The organism is Chitinophaga sp., assembly GCF_035538455.1.
Taxonomy (GTDB): domain Bacteria; phylum Bacteroidota; class Bacteroidia; order Chitinophagales; family Chitinophagaceae; genus Chitinophaga.
This window is the reverse complement of the sequence record NZ_DATLKJ010000197.1, coordinates 30,331-46,876: the sequence shown is the minus strand read 5'-3', so window position 1 is coordinate 46,876 and position 16,546 is coordinate 30,331. Positions and strand designations below refer to the sequence as shown.

15 protein-coding genes are annotated in these 16,546 nt (G+C 46.9%); 8 read left to right on the top strand and 7 right to left on the bottom strand.

Annotated features, from left to right (window positions below; genetic code table 11):
• Positions 1–114 precede the first annotated feature (114 nt).
• The gene (locus VM802_RS23820) at positions 115–585 is read right to left on the bottom strand and encodes an SMI1/KNR4 family protein (protein ID WP_325535335.1); all 471 of its coding nucleotides are present in this window, start codon (positions 583–585) and stop codon (positions 115–117) included.
• A 227-nt stretch (positions 586–812) separates the two neighbouring features.
• Here VM802_RS23820 and VM802_RS23815 point away from each other — a divergent pair, with 227 nt between their 5' ends.
• The 3 genes from VM802_RS23815 to VM802_RS23805 all read left to right on the top strand — a co-directional run bounded on the left by VM802_RS23815 (position 813) and on the right by VM802_RS23805 (position 2,387).
• The gene (locus VM802_RS23815; RefSeq protein ID WP_325535333.1) at positions 813–1,271 is read left to right on the top strand and encodes a MauE/DoxX family redox-associated membrane protein; all 459 of its coding nucleotides are present in this window, start codon (positions 813–815) and stop codon (positions 1,269–1,271) included.
• Between the two features lie 45 nt (positions 1,272–1,316).
• Entirely contained in the window at positions 1,317–1,607 is a 291-nt protein-coding gene (locus tag VM802_RS23810) for a hypothetical protein (RefSeq protein WP_325535331.1), read from the top strand.
• Positions 1,608–1,778: 171 nt separating this feature from the next.
• Positions 1,779–2,387, top strand: a complete 609-nt coding sequence (locus tag VM802_RS23805) for a superoxide dismutase (RefSeq protein ID WP_325535329.1) — start codon at positions 1,779–1,781, stop codon at positions 2,385–2,387.
• A gap of 150 nt (positions 2,388–2,537) precedes the next feature.
• On the opposite strand, the gene VM802_RS23800 is transcribed toward VM802_RS23805, so the two are convergent.
• Entirely contained in the window at positions 2,538–3,161 is a 624-nt protein-coding gene (locus VM802_RS23800; protein WP_325535327.1) for a hypothetical protein, read from the bottom strand.
• A gap of 225 nt (positions 3,162–3,386) precedes the next feature.
• Between VM802_RS23800 and VM802_RS23795 the strand changes: the two genes are divergently transcribed.
• On the top strand, positions 3,387–4,082 hold the full coding sequence (locus tag VM802_RS23795; protein ID WP_325535325.1) for an alpha/beta hydrolase: 696 nt from the start codon (positions 3,387–3,389) through the stop codon (positions 4,080–4,082).
• Positions 4,083–4,506: 424 nt separating this feature from the next.
• On the opposite strand, the gene VM802_RS23790 is transcribed toward VM802_RS23795, so the two are convergent.
• From VM802_RS23790 to VM802_RS23780, 3 genes are all read right to left on the bottom strand, one after another.
• Positions 4,507–5,955 (bottom strand): hypothetical protein, encoded by a 1,449-nt coding sequence (locus VM802_RS23790; protein ID WP_325535323.1) that lies wholly within the window; start codon positions 5,953–5,955, stop codon positions 4,507–4,509.
• 235 nt (positions 5,956–6,190) lie between these two features.
• Entirely contained in the window at positions 6,191–7,126 is a 936-nt protein-coding gene (locus tag VM802_RS23785; RefSeq protein ID WP_325535321.1) for a hypothetical protein, read from the bottom strand.
• Between the two features lie 181 nt (positions 7,127–7,307).
• Complete coding sequence (locus VM802_RS23780) at positions 7,308–8,042, bottom strand: GNAT family N-acetyltransferase (RefSeq protein ID WP_325535319.1); 735 nt, start codon at positions 8,040–8,042, stop codon at positions 7,308–7,310.
• A gap of 186 nt (positions 8,043–8,228) precedes the next feature.
• Here VM802_RS23780 and VM802_RS23775 point away from each other — a divergent pair, with 186 nt between their 5' ends.
• Positions 8,229–9,872 carry an acyl-CoA dehydrogenase family protein gene (locus VM802_RS23775; RefSeq protein ID WP_325535317.1) on the top strand — a complete coding sequence of 548 codons (1,644 nt, stop codon included), beginning with the start codon at positions 8,229–8,231 and terminating at the stop codon, positions 9,870–9,872.
• Between the two features lie 2 nt (positions 9,873–9,874).
• On the opposite strand, the gene VM802_RS23770 is transcribed toward VM802_RS23775, so the two are convergent.
• Together VM802_RS23770 and VM802_RS23765 are read right to left on the bottom strand one after the other, a co-directional pair.
• The gene (locus VM802_RS23770) at positions 9,875–10,348 is read right to left on the bottom strand and encodes a lipocalin-like domain-containing protein (RefSeq protein ID WP_325535315.1); all 474 of its coding nucleotides are present in this window, start codon (positions 10,346–10,348) and stop codon (positions 9,875–9,877) included.
• 48 nt (positions 10,349–10,396) lie between these two features.
• Positions 10,397–10,915: a DinB family protein gene (locus tag VM802_RS23765; RefSeq protein ID WP_325535313.1), complete on the bottom strand. Its 519-nt coding sequence runs from the start codon at positions 10,913–10,915 to the stop codon at positions 10,397–10,399.
• Positions 10,916–11,130: 215 nt separating this feature from the next.
• Here VM802_RS23765 and VM802_RS23760 point away from each other — a divergent pair, with 215 nt between their 5' ends.
• The 3 genes from VM802_RS23760 (at position 11,131) to VM802_RS23750 (ending at position 16,521) form a co-directional block, all read left to right on the top strand.
• Positions 11,131–12,357: a helix-turn-helix domain-containing protein gene (locus VM802_RS23760; RefSeq protein WP_325535311.1), complete on the top strand. Its 1,227-nt coding sequence runs from the start codon at positions 11,131–11,133 to the stop codon at positions 12,355–12,357.
• A gap of 142 nt (positions 12,358–12,499) precedes the next feature.
• The gene (locus tag VM802_RS23755; protein WP_325535309.1) at positions 12,500–15,301 is read left to right on the top strand and encodes a TonB-dependent receptor; all 2,802 of its coding nucleotides are present in this window, start codon (positions 12,500–12,502) and stop codon (positions 15,299–15,301) included.
• A gap of 20 nt (positions 15,302–15,321) precedes the next feature.
• On the top strand, positions 15,322–16,521 hold the full coding sequence (locus VM802_RS23750; RefSeq protein ID WP_325535307.1) for a Ca2+-dependent phosphoinositide-specific phospholipase C: 1,200 nt from the start codon (positions 15,322–15,324) through the stop codon (positions 16,519–16,521).
• The last annotated feature ends 25 nt before the right edge of the window (positions 16,522–16,546 follow it).

Here is a 16,546-nt window from a genome sequence, read left to right as displayed (position 1 = left end):
AGGGGAAAATAATAATTTCGAGAAAGCGAAAACGCGACAATGATTAATGATGATTTATGTGATTATCCTGATAATACACATCAGGATAATCACATAAATCATCATTAATCATTGTCAATCGATGTCTGCTACGAGTCCATTGATAAAATCTTCGAAAGTTTCTGCGAGCAGCAATTCTTCACTGCCTTCCACGTCCAGCCATTGTACAGAAGGTGTGTCGCTGCTGCGATAATCGAGCGTTATCCACCAGTGACCTTCACCGGCGAGCAGTACTTGTTTTTCAGGAAGTCCCCATTCTTCTATGAGATATTGACTATCCAATATGTTCTGGGGGGTGGTGTTAACGGATTCGCCAATACCGTACATTTCCCAGAAAGGAACGTGATCATCGGCCCACAGCGTTTTTTTGGCAGTAGGAAAGATGTAGCCTTTGGTATTGCCCCCGTTCTGTATTTTCAGGAGGTCAACAAAAAGCGGGGGGAGTTTTACATTAAGAATTTGTTCTGCAATAGCGATACTATCGTCGGTTGCTGGCGTATGAGTGCTTCCGTTGGCACGCCAAAATTCGTTGAGATTGATTGCCATATTGGGTGTTTTGATAGGATGTTATATTATCTAAATATAAGTATTATCAATAAGAATAGGAACCGTGAAAAACCTTTTCAGTACTGTGATAATATTTCAGTAAATCAGTTTAATTTTAATACTATTCCGGCGATTTTGTTTATCCGAATCATCTCAAAATAACCAGTGGGTAAGGCATGTACCTACGACAGGCGGGTATCCTTACTCAGGACACAAAATGTGCGACCATGAAAAGCAAAAGGATATTGTTGGAAGTAATTACGGCATTCCTGGTTTTATTGTTTGTATATACTCCTACGAGTAAACTCATATCTTTTGATGAATACAAGCTTGCAATGGCGGCGCAGCCGCTGGCGCCTTTTATAAGAACAACCCTGATATATGCATTACCGGCGGTGGAGTATATAGTGGTGGTATTGCTGATTATTCCGCGTACGCGACGGATGGCTTTATATGCCTCGCTGGTGTTGTTGTCATTGTTCACGGGTTATATTATTCTCATCCAGGTGAATTATTATGGGCGTATTCCGTGCACTTGCGGAGGTATTATCCAGCAGATGTCCTGGGAAGATCACCTGCTCTTCAACATTGCATTTATTCTCGCAACAATACTGGCAATTCAGTTTGACAAGATAACGCATGATCATGTGAAAGATGCGGGTGAGCTGAATTATCATGACATATAACTAAGTGCTTTCGTTTTTCTATTGTTCATTATTCAAGCTGCCAACATGAAACCCTTCAAAGTATTGGTTGTTATTGCCGTAATAACGGGAATAGCAACAGCCTACGCCGGCACTTCCCGGCGACCGCTGTACACCTATGTCAACTTTAGTGATAATGGCACCTTCGTACGGATTGACAGTTTAAGCAACTATGACCCGGGTAAATGTATTCCTGGTTCTTTTTCCGTATGTGCGTACACGGTAGGTACGAATCTGGGGTCTGTAGCTACAGCCAAGCAGCTGACAGCCGGCGGCGGTCATAAGGTGACTGACAAGGTCAGCAAATATTCGAAATAGTTACCCACGCAGTGGTTAACCCCTCTTCACTTCTTCCTTCAACAACTATTGCCTGTGCAAGTTCTTGCATGGGCTTTAGGTTTTTATGGTCTAGTTATCATAATAAACAAAGTGTTTATTTTGTTTATTATGAAAAGTTCCTACCTTTGTTCTGTTTAAAAGAATTGAGTTATGTCATATCAATTACCGGCATTACCGTATGCCTATAACGCATTAGCGCCGCATATTGACGCGCGCACGATGGAGATACATCACTCCAAACATCACCAGGCTTATGTAGACAATCTTAATAAAGCCCTGGCGGGGACACCTGCGGAGGGCAAGCCACTGGAAGAGCTGCTGGCGGAAATCAGTAAATATCCTGCGGCGGTAAGGAACAACGGGGGAGGACATTATAATCATTCCCTTTTCTGGGCACTTATTTCACCCACCCCTGCCCAAGCCCCTACAGGAGCGTTAAAAGCGGCGATCGATGAAAGATGGGGATCACTGGACGAATTTAAGAAGGCGTTTAATGCAGCAGCTCTTACCAGGTTTGGCTCAGGTTGGGCGTGGCTGGTGAAGAAATTCAACGGTCAGCTTGAGATCAGTTCTACGGCGAACCAGGACAATCCTTTGATGGATACTACAGAAACATCCAGGGGCATTCCTGTTCTGGGCCTGGATGTATGGGAACATGCCTATTACCTGCATTATCAGAACCGGAGGGCTGACTATATCAATGCATTCTGGGAAGTGCTGGACTGGAAAGCAGTTGAGGCGCTTTATGAAAAGAAGTAGGTTATGGTTTTTAGCTTTCAGGACGGATGTTATGTTGGGGGTGGGATATGTTGTTCCGGTGTACATCTCCTGCTGATTTTCAGTTTACATCTCCTGCCGGGATTAGTGTACCATCATCAGCATAACATCCATCCTAACAGCTATAGGTTTTTAGTTACCGATCACTCCTTTTTTGATCATGTCATCGATCAGGGTTTTGGTGAAATCGCCGGCGAGGCTTTTGGTGGAAGACGGATCGAATGATTTGGTTTGTGCGGAATATTCCAGTTCATCATTGCCCAGGTTGAAGAAGTTGGCTTCCAGTATGTAATTGGTGGAAGTTGTATAATAGCCTGGGTTATAAATGCGGTCATATAGCGTGAAGTAGTGATGCCAGTAGCGGCTATAGTAAGTGGCGTATGGTGTGTAGTAAACAGAGCCTGGTGTATAGTTCCTTTCTTTGCTGCGGTCGAGCAGTGCGATGGTGAAGGCGCCATCAAAGCCGTCTGCGGAGATCTTCTTGGCGGCTTCTTTATCCGTTAATCCTTCAAATGCCTTTGGGCCGTAGGTGGTGTATGCAGATATTGCATTGATTCCTTTGGCTTTCAGATTCTGTACCATGGCTGCTTCCACGTTTTCCCGCAGCTCACGGTCTTTAGCTCCCATGAGTCCTGCGACCAGAATTTTATTGAATTTTCTTACTGTTGCATCCGGCGCTTTCCAGGAAGTAACCAGCTGCGTGCTGGAGCAGGAAAAGAGGAAGAGGCTGAATAGTGCGATAAGCTTTTTTTTCATAAGACATGTTTTAGTGTTTTCAGGAGAGGGGGTGATTTTTTCTATTAACTATTCCCGGAGGGATATTGTTTAAACTGGAACGGGCACATCCTTCATCCGTCTATTAATAATTTGGTAATACAAATATGTCTTTCTACTTCCGAACAAAAAGCCGGTGCAAAAGGTTATAGTATTCCTGTCGGGTCTTGTTAACCGTATTTATTCAATCCTTAAAAAGAGTTTACTATGGGTGCAAAATTGAATATTGTCCTTGTACATGGAGCATGGGGAGATGGATCGCACTGGCGTCATGTAATTCCACAACTTGACGCAAGCGGCTATCGCGTAACAGCGGTACAGAATCCGCTTACATCGCTTGCCGACGATGTAGAGCGGACGAAACAACTGGTGGCTATGCAGGACGGGCCTACATTGCTGGTGGGGCATTCTTACGGAGGGATGGTTATTACCAATGCAGGCAATGAGCCTAATGTTGTGGGGCTGGTGTATGTTGCTGCATTTGCACCGGAAGAGGGAGAAACCCCTGGCGGCATTTTTGGACTCAGGGCGGCGCCTCCGGGAGCTGCTATCATTGCGCCGGACAACAATGGTTTCCTGTGGCTGGACCGGGATAAGTTCCATGAGAATTTCTGCCAGGATCTTGGTAAGGAAGAGGCCCTGGTGATGGGGCTTTCGCAGAAGCCGATTGCTGCGCGTTGCTTCGGTGATCCGTCAGGCGCGCCTGCATGGAAAACAAAGCCAAGCTGGTATCAGATTTCTGCGCAGGATCGTATGATACCACCGGAAACAGAAGAATGGTTTACTGAGCGTATGAAACCACAGAAAACGATCAAGCTGGATGCAGGCCATGCTTCTATGGCATCACATCCAAAGGAAGTACTGGCGCTCATTGAGGAAGCAGCCAAAGCTCTTTCCAAATAAGAAAAACGCTTTCTTCATCAATCAATACAAAGCTGTATAGATCTTGTATCTGTACGGCTTTTTTATTCAGGTAGAAAAATAAAAATACCGGAACAAGAATATTCCGGTAGCCTTAAAAAACTATAACTGTACACTAAAAATCAGGGCAAGGTTGCCTAATTATTTTAAATATAACGGTATCGCATATCCGACAGCGGTGATGATGCCGGTAATACTAAAGGTTAAATGGTAAATCTGTTTGTTGTTGTTCGATGATGCAATATTAGCGAGCCTCTGAAGGTATGCAGGAGACAAAATTACCCAAGCGGAATTTTTGAGGGCTGAAATGGAGATAACCTCACCTGATTTATTAAGGTGGCGGGTAAAAACGGAAATGCTACCCTGATTACAACTGGGGGTGTCTTTTTTTATGTGACAGGTTGTGTTATTGGGGTGTTTCGAGGTCCAGGCTGATGGTGGCGTAAATTGTTTCAGGGTCGTTTGTCGTCCTTATTATATTGGTGAATCTGAAAGATTTTCTGGATAACCGGTGCACGGTTATGTAAACCAGGTAGGTTGTTTCAATGGTCATCAGTTTATTTGGGAACATGGCAATGTCATCCACTACCGGCCGGATTTCGGGCAAATGTAACATCTCGGTTAGCCAGGCAATTGCTTCATTTAGCAGGCATTGTGATAGTAACACTGTTGGTACACATGGATAATTCACAAAATGCCCCTGGCAATGTTCTGCTGTAAAAGGATTCAATAATATCCTGTATGCATAGGGGTCTGTGAAGTTCATTCGTGTAAGCCTGGGTAATGGTGGGATAACACCGGAACCGGGTTGGGGGGATATATTTTTCAGATGCCCGAATTTTGATTGGAAGGAGGTTTCATCGAGTGCATAATAATCGAACAGCATCGTATATGCGGGCTCATTATTATTGTTTGTAATGATAAAGGTGCTGCTGTACCGGTGTGGCGCCAGCTGGCGGCTTACGAGCGATACATTTAAGGTATTGTCTATTCTGATTTCCGGATACCGGCTGACATGTAGCTTGTTCCCCAATATGTAACTTGCGCCAGCTGACTGATTGATCCTGGAAGCGTTGTATGCTTCCATACTGATACAGTTCTTCAGGAGCTCCGGGAAGTTATCTGCTGCGAAAGCAGATGCATTACTAATAGTTGTTTGCAACAGGTTGCCATAGGAGTGCATCGGTGCGGCTGGCAGCTGGAAGAAGGGCGCTGCCAGTGTGGTTACGGCAGTAGTATCTGCGCTGACATTGTAATCCGCTTTGATAGTAATTTCATATAAACAGTCGCTGTTATCATTCAACTCTTTCACGATGGCATCTACGGTTAGTCGTGGTGAAACGGCAACAGCTGCTGTTTTTAGGAACGGGATGATAACGGGCCAGGTGAGGTGTTGTGCGAAGCCCAGCTTATTAGTAATCCTGTGGTAACGGTCTTTGCCTGACAGGTCCACTTTTACAAGACGGGGGGTGAACTCTTTTACCTGAAACCTGTATTCCGGGCTGGATGTAAAGATTGCTGACAGCAGGATAAGCAGGACTGTTCGTGCATCCCGTTCCAGATCCGGGTATTGTTGCAGGATCAGGTCTGTTTTGATCCGGCCTATTCCGGCAATGGCAGCCTGTGAAATGGCATCTGTTACATAGCTGCCCTGCAGCAGGTAAATCTGCTGCAATAGTTGTCCGTAAAAAGTTGAAGTGATATCGGACAGGTTCAATACCAGATCTGGTACTGTTGAAGGAAAAAATCGCGTGATCACTTCATTTGCGTTCATGTCCGGATGATAGATGTCATGACTTCTCAGTGCCGAAACATGATCAATGGCTTGGTTTGAATGGTGTTTGAGGGGTTCCATTCTTAATGTTGTTACAGGGTTACAAAAATCTGGTTACAACTGGTTACTGTTTGCCAGGTAAGAATCCTAGATAGATGGCGGCATAGTAGTGATCCTGGCAGTTAGTTTCAAAAATAGAACGGAGCGCTGTAAAGTGAATGCGTTGTTTGGGGAATAATACCTGCTGCATAAAAAGAAAACCTTGTAGGCTAGTGCCTGCAAGGTTTTCATTGTCCGGAGCCGTTATTGTCAATTATCAGTAATAAATATCTACAATACCGTTAGGCGAACCGTTGGAAACAACAGTAGAATGTTGTCCGCAGTCGGTAACAGGATTGGATACGCCCCAGGATAGCGGAGCTTGCGCTGCGCCGCGTCTTATCTCGATACCGCCCATTCTTGTTTTAGCGGTATTGGGATAGTTGGAGCAGGTAGAAACGCTATATGCTTCCAGTGATTCGGCCGCCCAATAAAGGTTAGCGATGTTGTTCACTGTCAGGTTAATGGAAGGATAACCTGTAAATACGGAAGTATAGCTGGAGGTAGAGTTATTGCCACTGATACGGCTCATGATGCCCTGCAGGTTAGTGCCGGGATTTACGCGGATAAGGCTGCTGAATACCGTTGCGCCGCCTACGTACCAGTTAGCGATAGTCCAGTAGTTGCCGCCGCCAGCTGCTGATGGACCCCATTGCAACACTGGTTGCAGAATGTTACCGGAGTTTTGCAGACCATTGAAAAGGAAGATGGTCTGTCCTGAAGCGGTTGCCGGAGCGGGAGGCACTACCCAGCTGGTGCTGAAATAAGTAATCGGATTGGTTGATGTCGGATTGGTCCAGCCGGTGTAAGTGATCCAGCCGGAACCCAGTGGAAGTACGCCACCACCCGGTTTTTTCGCGTTGTTGTCGGTTATTTGCTCTACAGGACCATAATCTTCCAGTACTTTGCCGGTACGATCGTACCTGCGTAACCTGTTGCCTTCACCGCTGATGTATTCACCAGTTTCGATGTGGTGCACTTTTGATTTATGCACCCAGCCCATAGGGGTCAGTACCTGGTCCTTATGATCCTGTGTTTGCACTTTGTTTGCAGGTGCTACTGCGTTATCAGCTGTTGTGCCGGTTTGGTCTTTCTTACATGCGGAGAATATAGTTATGCTCAACAGCAGGCAGGAGATGATGTATTTGCTCATAATCGGGGATTGGGTTAAGAAATGTGAATAAAGAGAGATAACGGCTGATTCCGGGCGATTACTAAAGTAAGCCAATCCGATGCGAAATGGTGGCAGGAGAGAGAAGGGGGCGGTGGTCAGGTTTTAGCTATTAGCGTAACTAAAAGCAAAAACCTGACAGTTGATTCTATTAAGGAAATGGTTATTGCAAAGCGTAGGTGATTACCTGTTTTATGGGTCTGAAGCCAAGTTTGGTGTAAATGGGTTCTCCTGCTTTGGAGGCGTGCAACACGCATTGTGTTTTGCCATCAGCGATGCATTCTTTCAGCAGGCGGTTGGTCATTACAGTGGCGAGGCTTTTTCCCCTGAATTCAGGGAGGGTACCAATCATATGCAGACCAGCAAAACCCAATGGGTCATAGTGTATCAATCCGCTGGCAGCAGGTACGTTATCATAATAGCCGATTAACAATTTCACCTGGTTGGTGTGGCCAATAATGCCCGCCACAATATCTGCACCCACATTGTATCCGAACGATTGCGAGGCGATGGTTGCAAAGAGTTCCGCATCTGCTTTATTTTCCGCATACCGGAAGGTGATCATCTCCGGAGCGGTAGCAGGGCTCAATCCCGGCAGATCAATGATCATTCCTTGCAGCGCCTGTTGCTGAATGAAACCACTTGCAGTTAGCGAGGCGTCATAGCGGATGCTCTCTGATTCTGTAAAGGTGAGTTTGAGCGGTAGGTTACGTTCGCGGATAATAGCAGGCATCGTATCTATTGTGCCGCTGATATCGAATATTCTTTTGGGCCAGTCTGAGCCCGGTGGGTTTACAGCTTTGAAATTATCTTCTGTAGTCAAAATTGCCGACTGGCTGCCAACAAATTTCCATAGTTCAAACAGGTTGTCGATAATCACTTTTTCTTCGTGTGACATAAGCAGTGCGTTCTGTTGTTTTTAATTCGAAGATAAAAGTACAAAGAAAAAGGTCATCCGTAAATTTCGTGTATGCTTGCCGGAGGTATTGTGGGTACAATGATGTGTTTGAGAGGTAACAATGGTGAAATGAATTGTTCAGCTGTGCGATAAATAAGTTAAATTGAGAGAAGAAAAACCTGTATTATGCAACTCGCCGGTTTTGATTTTCATACATCGCACAACCAGGTTCCTCCATTGGAAAATTACAATTCATTTGAAACAAATGAAGTACTCCGCAATATCATCCGTGTTTATGGCAATAGCTGGATAAATGCGCCTGCTATGGATTTTGGCGATATTATGGGCGGTCACGATATGCAGGAGGCGGGTAACCTGGCCAATAAGCACCTGCCTGTTCTCAAAACGCATGACCGCTTTGGCAACCGCCTGGATGTAGTAGAATTTCATCCGGCCTATCATCAGATGATGGACGTAGCCATTCGTCACCAGGTGCACTCTATCGCATGGACTTCGGCAGTGCCGGGAGGTTATCTGGCTCACAGTATTTTATCTTATCTCAAACAGCAGATTGATGAAGGCACCAGTTGTCCGCTTACGATGACTTTTGCGGTGGTGCCCTCTCTTAAAATAAATCCGGATATAGCCGGAGAGTGGCTGCCACTGGTACTTTCAGGAGCGTATGATCCGCGTCATATTCCTTACCTGGAAAAGAAGGGTGTTACATTCGGTATGGCGATGACGGAGCCGCAGGGCGGCAGTGATGTACGCGCGAATATCACCTATGCAGTTCCTGCGGGAAAAGACATTTACAAGATTACTGGCAGGAAGTGGTTTTGCAGTGCGCCGATGAGTGATGCCTTCCTGGTGCTGGCACAATCGGGAAGAGGATTAAGTTGTTTCCTGGTGCCCCGCTTTAAGCCTGACGGAGAGAAGAACAAGCTGCACTTCCAGCGGCTCAAAGATAAGCTGGGTAATAAATCCAACGCTTCCGGAGAGGTTGAGTTTCATGAGGCGTGGGGCCGCATCATTGGCGAGGAAGGCCGTGGTGTGGCGAATATCATGGAGATGGTACGGCATACACGGCTTGACTGTGCAGTGGGTTCTGCGGCAACGATGCAGCGTGCGTTGGCGGAGGCGATTCATCATTGCCACTACCGGAGTGTATTTGGGCGGAAGCTGGCACAACAACCATTGATGAAGAATGTGCTGGCAGATCTTTGTCTTGAATCTGAGGCTGCTACTACGTTGGCTATGCGGCTGGCGAGGAGTTTTGATGAAGCACTTGTTGATGAAGAGGCGATGCATTTCACCCGCATCGTTACTGCGGTTGCGAAGTTCTGGAATACCAAGCGGGCAGTGTTAGTAATGGGAGAGGCGCTGGAATGTATTGGCGGCAACGGTTATGTGGAGGAATCCGTGATGCCCAGGCTATATCGTGATGTGCCTGTCAATGCCATATGGGAGGGATCTGGAAATGTGCAGGCGCTGGATGTATTGCGAGCAATGCATAAAGAGCCGGCCAGCATGGAGGCACTGATGAACTATTTCCGCAAGGGCCTCGGTCTCGATACTTATCTCGACAAGCAGCTGGATGCCTTGCAGCAACTGATTGCCGAACCGGATGCCTATGAGCTGAAAGCCAGGATCATTGTGGAAAAGATGGCTTTGGCGATTCAGGCTATAGAGATGATCCGGACAGCGCCACACGGAGTGGCACATCAGTTCTGCGAATCGAGGTTATCCCCGGAGAGGAATCTTACCTGGGGGACACTCAATAATGGCGCTATCCTGGATGAGATCATCGGAAGAACATTTTCCGGGAAATAAGGTTATTTCTCCTTTACATATTTCTCAATGATCTCTCTGTCGACATTTTCTTTTTCTACTTTCTCAATACCTTTTTGTATAAGGGTATCCTTATCAAAGCTCACTGTGAAAGTAAAGGCATGACCTTCCCAGTTTTTGTCGCTGAAATAATCAAGATGTTCTGTGTATTCGTTACCGTTGAGTGTGTAACGGCCGCCTCCTGCGCCAAAATGATTGGAGGAGTCTTTCGGGCTGTTGACATCATGCTTTACGAAAGCGAAGTGGGTGTCATTGATGATTTTGATCATCCTCGTTTCCCTGGTGTAGTCGGTGAAGGTGCTTACACCTTTGGTAATGGTTGTTCCGGATACCAGGCGCCATGTGCCTTTGAGCTGATTGGTTGATGGCGCTGCCGGTGCGCTTGTTGACGCTGATGGCTGTTCTTTGCAGGAAAATAACAACAGGGTTGCTGCGGAAAGTAATAATATAGATTTCATAAGCTGAATGTAGAAAAATAAACTGTTTTATGCAATACCGGAATAATTTTACAGTTTATCTTTTGCTCCGGACACCCATTTCGGGGCATCATTAAATACCTGCCGCAGGATCATATTCAGTTGTGCAGCGTGGTGTTGTACATGTCTCATATTATAGAGTAATAGCTCCAGCACGGCATAGTCCATATCGCCATCTGTCTCTATCCATCTTTCACTGATCTTTTCTGCTGTGAGTCCGGCTATTACCTGGCGGCATTTTTCGCGGCTGGTATCCAGGTATTCCAGCAGGTCCTGTTTAGTATATATCCGGTCTGGAATTATGTCGTCCAGGGCTTCACCCTTATCAGCGCCTTCTGCTGCAATTGTGAAGGGGAGAGGGGAGGTGAAGTCCGGATTGTTAGGAATAGTGAGATAGTAGTCCAGGAATATGAGGCAATGGTAAGCGATATAGAAGAATTTCCTGTGTGTATTCCAGTTGTCTTCCGGGTAGCGCCTGATTGCGTTTCCAAGTGTATCAATGCTGGCGCCGAACTGCTGCCACAGGCTTTCTTTCAGGGTATTAAGCATAACATGTGTTTAGAGGTGAGTGCAATTTCTGTGGAAAGGATATTGGGGTAGTTAAAATAGCGAAAATAACGGAGAACGGGAATAGCGACTTGTTGGAATTTTCTTTTTTTTGATGACTTTCCCGGTTTTTTATGCTGATTTAATATCTTCTTAATATGGCGTTTATAGTTTTGTGTCCGGTTCAGTTTTTACATAAGATCAAAATCGTGTGAGTTGTGAATTATATCATTCTGGTAGGAGCAGTACAGGCTATCGTAGCATTTTTATTATCGGCCTGGAACAGGAAGAACGAGGAAACAGGTAATGCGCTTAGCTGGCTGCTGGCCTGTGTGTTTCTGCACCTTGGCGGTAACTTCTATCTCAATACCGCCTTCCCTGATGCGGAGATACAGAAGCAGTACAATACATTTATCAGCCTGTTCTATGGTCCGTTGTTGTGGCTGTATGTATTGGAGCTGACGGGCCGGGGGAACGCATATCTGCGTTATGTGCACCTGGTTCCGGGCGTGATTGCAGCGGGTGCTTATTTTCTGATTGGAGGTTACATCATTACGCATGGGGGCAAAACGCCGGATATTATCCGATTATACAATGCGGTTACCAGTTATTGGATGTTGCTGTCGATTCCATTTTACGCGGGGTGGTCATTGATACTGGCCCGGCGGATCACGTCGTTCTGGGATATCGAAAAGCAGTTGGTAAAAAGCATTGCCTGGGCTTTCCTGGTAGTTTCCATGGCAGGGGTGTTGCTGATAGTGACCTGGCTTATTTCACCGGGAGGGCTGGAACATAGGGTGACGCATTACTGGTCCAGGATATTTGTATACCTGGTATTATTATTTGTTTGCCTGGCCATTATCCGGGTCAAGATATTGGGGTTGAAGTATACTACTACCACCGTCCCGGTACCCATCATCCCGAAGGTGGTAACTGTGCCTGCGGAGGAAATGACACTTGTTGTGCAGACAACGGAATCAATGCCGGATGCGGAGCCGGAAGGAGGAAAGAAGATGCAGGTGCCTCTTGCGCAACAGGAGGCTGTTGCGGAGGCCATGCATGAGATGATGGAAAAGCATATGCTTTATACAGATCCGGGGCTTACCCTGGATAGTCTGGCGGCGGCAATGAAGGTATCCCGCAATCATCTCTCCGAAGTGCTTAATCAGTTTGTTGGCAAATCATTTTACCAGTACATCAATGAATTTCGGGTATGGCATATCGTTCAATCGATGAACCGCTGTAAAGAGAAAGCGGTGGTGCCCAATATTCTGTCACTGGCTTTTGAAGCTGGTTTTCATTCCAAATCTTCCTTCAACCAGTACTTCAAAAAAATGATGGGGTGTACGCCATCCGCCTATATGAAAGCTGGTCCGGAGCAGCAGGTTGATGGTAAAGATCTGCTTGATTTATGGCCGGGAAACCTGCCTTTAACGGATGCGTAATATTTTGTTAACACACGCTAACTTGTTCATAATCAATATTGACGGGTATGTATGGATATAGACGTACTGTTGTTAAGTGCGTTTCTACCCGGCAGGGCGACCGGCAGCAGTGCAGGTTGCAGCTTTGCCGAAAATTCCATACATGAACAGATGTATATTATTCATTTTGCTGTTGTTGCCGGTTGGTGTGTTTGCACAACAGATTAAGGGCGTCGTCGTGTCGAAAGACGGTCCGCTGCCATCCGCCAACATTATGGCTGACGGCAGGGGAACGCAAACGGATCTCGCAGGAACATTTACACTTACATTAACCCAAACTGGCAAAACGCATATCATCATCCGTTATGTGGGCTATGTTACCCGGGAGCTGGATGTAGAAATGAAGCATGGGCTCCAGGACCTCGGCACGATTACAATGGAAGCCGTGTCAGGTTCACTGGGCGAAGTGGTGGTGAAAGGCGCCAGTGCCGGTTCTCAGCTGCGTGCCATCAGTATCAAGAAGAATGCGCCGGGCATTATGGAAGTATTGGCAGCCGACGCTATTGGAAAACTGCCGGACCGTAATGCCGCTGAGGCGGTACAACGCATTCAGGGGGTATCCATTGAAAGGGACCTTGGCGAAGGCCGTTATGTTTCGGTACGTGGTACACCTATGCAATGGAGCGCCTCCTTGCTCAATGGTAACAGGCTGCCGAGTGCCAGCGCAGATTATACAGACAGGCGTGTACAAATGGACATTTTTCCCTCTGAGCTGATTGAATATGTTCAATTGTCGAAAGCCATTACACCGGATATGGAAGGCGATGCGATAGGTGGTTCCGTAAATTTCATTACGAGGAAAGCACCCCGCTCCAGGATACTGAATATCAATGCGGCGGGCGGATACAATGACCAGGCGCGCAAGGGATCTTACAATACTTCCTTTATATACGGCGACAGACTACTGAAAAACAAGCTGGGATTTATTGTCTCCGCGGTAATCTGGGACCGCTACAGTGCGCAGGACAGATATAACGCGGACTATAACTTCGCCAGTATGGACCCAACGCAATCTTTCTCTATTGCTGATCTGCAACTGCGCGACTACATAGCAAGACGTAAAACGATTGGATTGAATGGCGGCCTTGAATATGTGATCAGTCCTAAACATAAAATATTTGCCAGCGGCTTTTATAGTGAATATGTAGATGGGCAGCAGGTGCGCGAAACATATTTCAACTTTGATGCAAAGAATGCCCAGGTACAGACACGCGGTGTAGATTACCTGACAAAGCTGCAGTCTATAGAGCTGGGCGGACAATCTACCCTCTCTTCCAGACTGGGACTGGACTGGGCTATCAGCACAGATGAATCCTCCTTCCGGTTTAAAGGCGCCGGTTATCCTATTGCTACTTTTCAGCAGGCGGTTGCTTATGATGGATTGTCGCGCGATGGCAAGAAGTACCTCCGCATGGATGCACCGGATGGAGCAGGAGACGCGATAGATGCCATACTACCGCGCCTCTCTGCCGCGACGCCTCTTGATGCCAACCAGATGCGGCTGGCAAGGGTTACTTTAGTGAGAAGCCGCAATGCGGAAAAGAACAAGCGTGTAGCATTCAACCTGAAGTATGCCGCAACGGAAAAACTGAAGCTCAAATTCGGCGGTAAGGTGATTTTCAAGGACAAATCTGTGGACAATGGCCCGATGGATGTATACATGGCCGGATTGATGGGCCAGCCCGGGCCTGCGGTGAACTCCCTGGAGACATCGCGTTTCCCTTACAACGGAGGCTTCCTGACAGAGACCGGATCTATTTATGATAATGTGATCATTGACCAGATCAGTATGAACCAGGTAAAGCAGATCAGTAACCCTGCGTTCATTAGTCAATATAAACTCCGGGCGGTGGTACAGGATTCTGCTACCAATGCTTCCGGCGCCACCAAGTATTACACCGGTACAGAGGATGTGTACGCACTCTATGCCATGGGAGAGTATCAGCCGTTTGAAAAGCTCACACTTATCGGCGGCTTCCGCAATGAATACAATAAAGTACGTTTCAGGGGGAACAAGTTGACGACCGGAAGCGGCAGCCCTAAAATTGAAAGCCTGGAGCAGGACAACAGCTACAACGCTTTTCTGCCCATGTTGCACCTGAAGTATAACATTACTGATAACGATGTGGTACGACTGGCATATACCCGTACGTTTGCCCGTGCGGACTTCAGTCAGCTGAACCCTGCCACCACACAGGATGACGTGAACCGGGTAATAACAAGAGGGAAGGCAGATCTGAAGCCCACCTTCGCCAGCAACTTCGACCTGATGGCAGAACACTATTTCGGCGGTATCGGGATGGTGAGTGTTGGCGCCTTCTATAAGAAACTATCCAACCTCATATATAATAATCAGTCCAGCGAAACTATTAACGGGCTCGTATACACGATAACAGAGCCGGACAACCTGCAACATGCCTGGCTGGCTGGTTTTGAAGCTGGTTTCTCAAAGCGTTTCACCGCGTTGCCCGGCTTGTTGAAAGGATTTGGTATTGAAGGAAACTACACTTTCACCAATTCTAAAGTAAAGATCCCGCGTTTTGTGAATAATGAGCGAATTGATGAAGAGAGTGTGATCCCGAAACAGGCGAAGCATATCTTCAATGCTGCTGTAGTTTATGAATATGGAAAATTTGCAGCCCGTGTGGCCGGTAACTACAAAGGGAAATACCTGGATGTAATCCGCCAGGCCGCTGGTCCTGATCATTACCGCTGGTATGCGCAGAACTTCACAATAGACTTCTCTACTTCCTATACTATCGCCAAAGGTATCCGCCTGTTTGCGGAGATCAATAACCTGACCAATGAGCCGGTGAGGTACTATCACGGCACCTACAACAGAGCTGAACAAGCCGAATGGTATTCTATCCGCGGACAGATCGGCGTCAGCGCAAAAATCTTCTAATCTTAAAAATCATCATCAACATGAAAAGATATTTTATCGCAGGATTCGCAGCACTCGCTCTCCTTCATCCGGTAAAGAACTTCGCACAAGGAGCAAAGAAGAAATCCCTGGATCAACTTCATATCAATGAGATCCAGGTACTGGGAACCCATAACAGCTATGCACGCCCGGTGGATTCCACCTTGCTGGCATTCACGGACCCTATCATCGAGAAGATGATGCAGGGATATATGCAGCATATGTCTGCTGAGAAGATCGCTGCATTTAAGGAATTCCATCCCAACGGCATGAAAATGAGTGAGGGGCTGAAGTATAATCATCCACCGTTTGATGTACAGCTGGATGCGGGTTTGAGAAGCCTGGAAATCGATGTATACTACGATCCTACCGGTAACCGCTTTAACGATCCCGCTGCGTACCGCATGCTTCAGGAGAAAGGTATCACCGGACTTGCTCCATTTGAGAAAAAAGGTCTGGACCAACCCGGTTTCAAAGTGATGCACATTGCCGACTTCGATTTCAGAACGCATTACGCTACATTGAAAGGTGCATTGACGGCGCTGAAAGACTGGTCAGACAAGCATCCACAGCATATCCCGATATTTATCCAGGTGGAAGCGAAAGACGCAGGCATACCGTTGTTCCCACATTCAGCAGCGGTACTGCCGTTTACAGAAACAGCCTTCAACGAGCTGGATCAGGAAGTAGTATCTGTGCTCGGCCGTGAAAAACTGATCACCCCCGATGATGTGAGAGGAAAATATCCAACACTGAAAGATGCCGTACGAGCCAACAACTGGCCAAAGGTGGCGGACGCAAGAGGAAAGTTCATCTTCCTGTTGCTGCCATCTGCCGCAGGCATGAGCAAAACCTCTCCTTACAATACCGACAGACCCAACCTCGAAGGCCGGATGATGTTCATGCAATCTTCTCCGGAAGATAGCTGCGGCGCCTTCATCCTGCTGGATAATGCCATTGTGCGTAAGCAGGAAATTCAGGACCTGGTGAAGAAGGGATATATCGTACGCTCCCGTTCAGACATTGAGACATATGAAGCGAAGATCAATGACCACACCAGAGCCACCGCAGCTTTTGAAAGCGGCGCCCAGGTGATCTCTACGGATTTCTTCAGACCAGGTAATGGTTACGGAACCAGTTACTATGTAACGCTGCCGGGCGGTGGAGAAGCGCGGAAGAATCCTGTGAATGGAAAGAAGTAAGGAGCTGTATTTTATTGGACGTCCC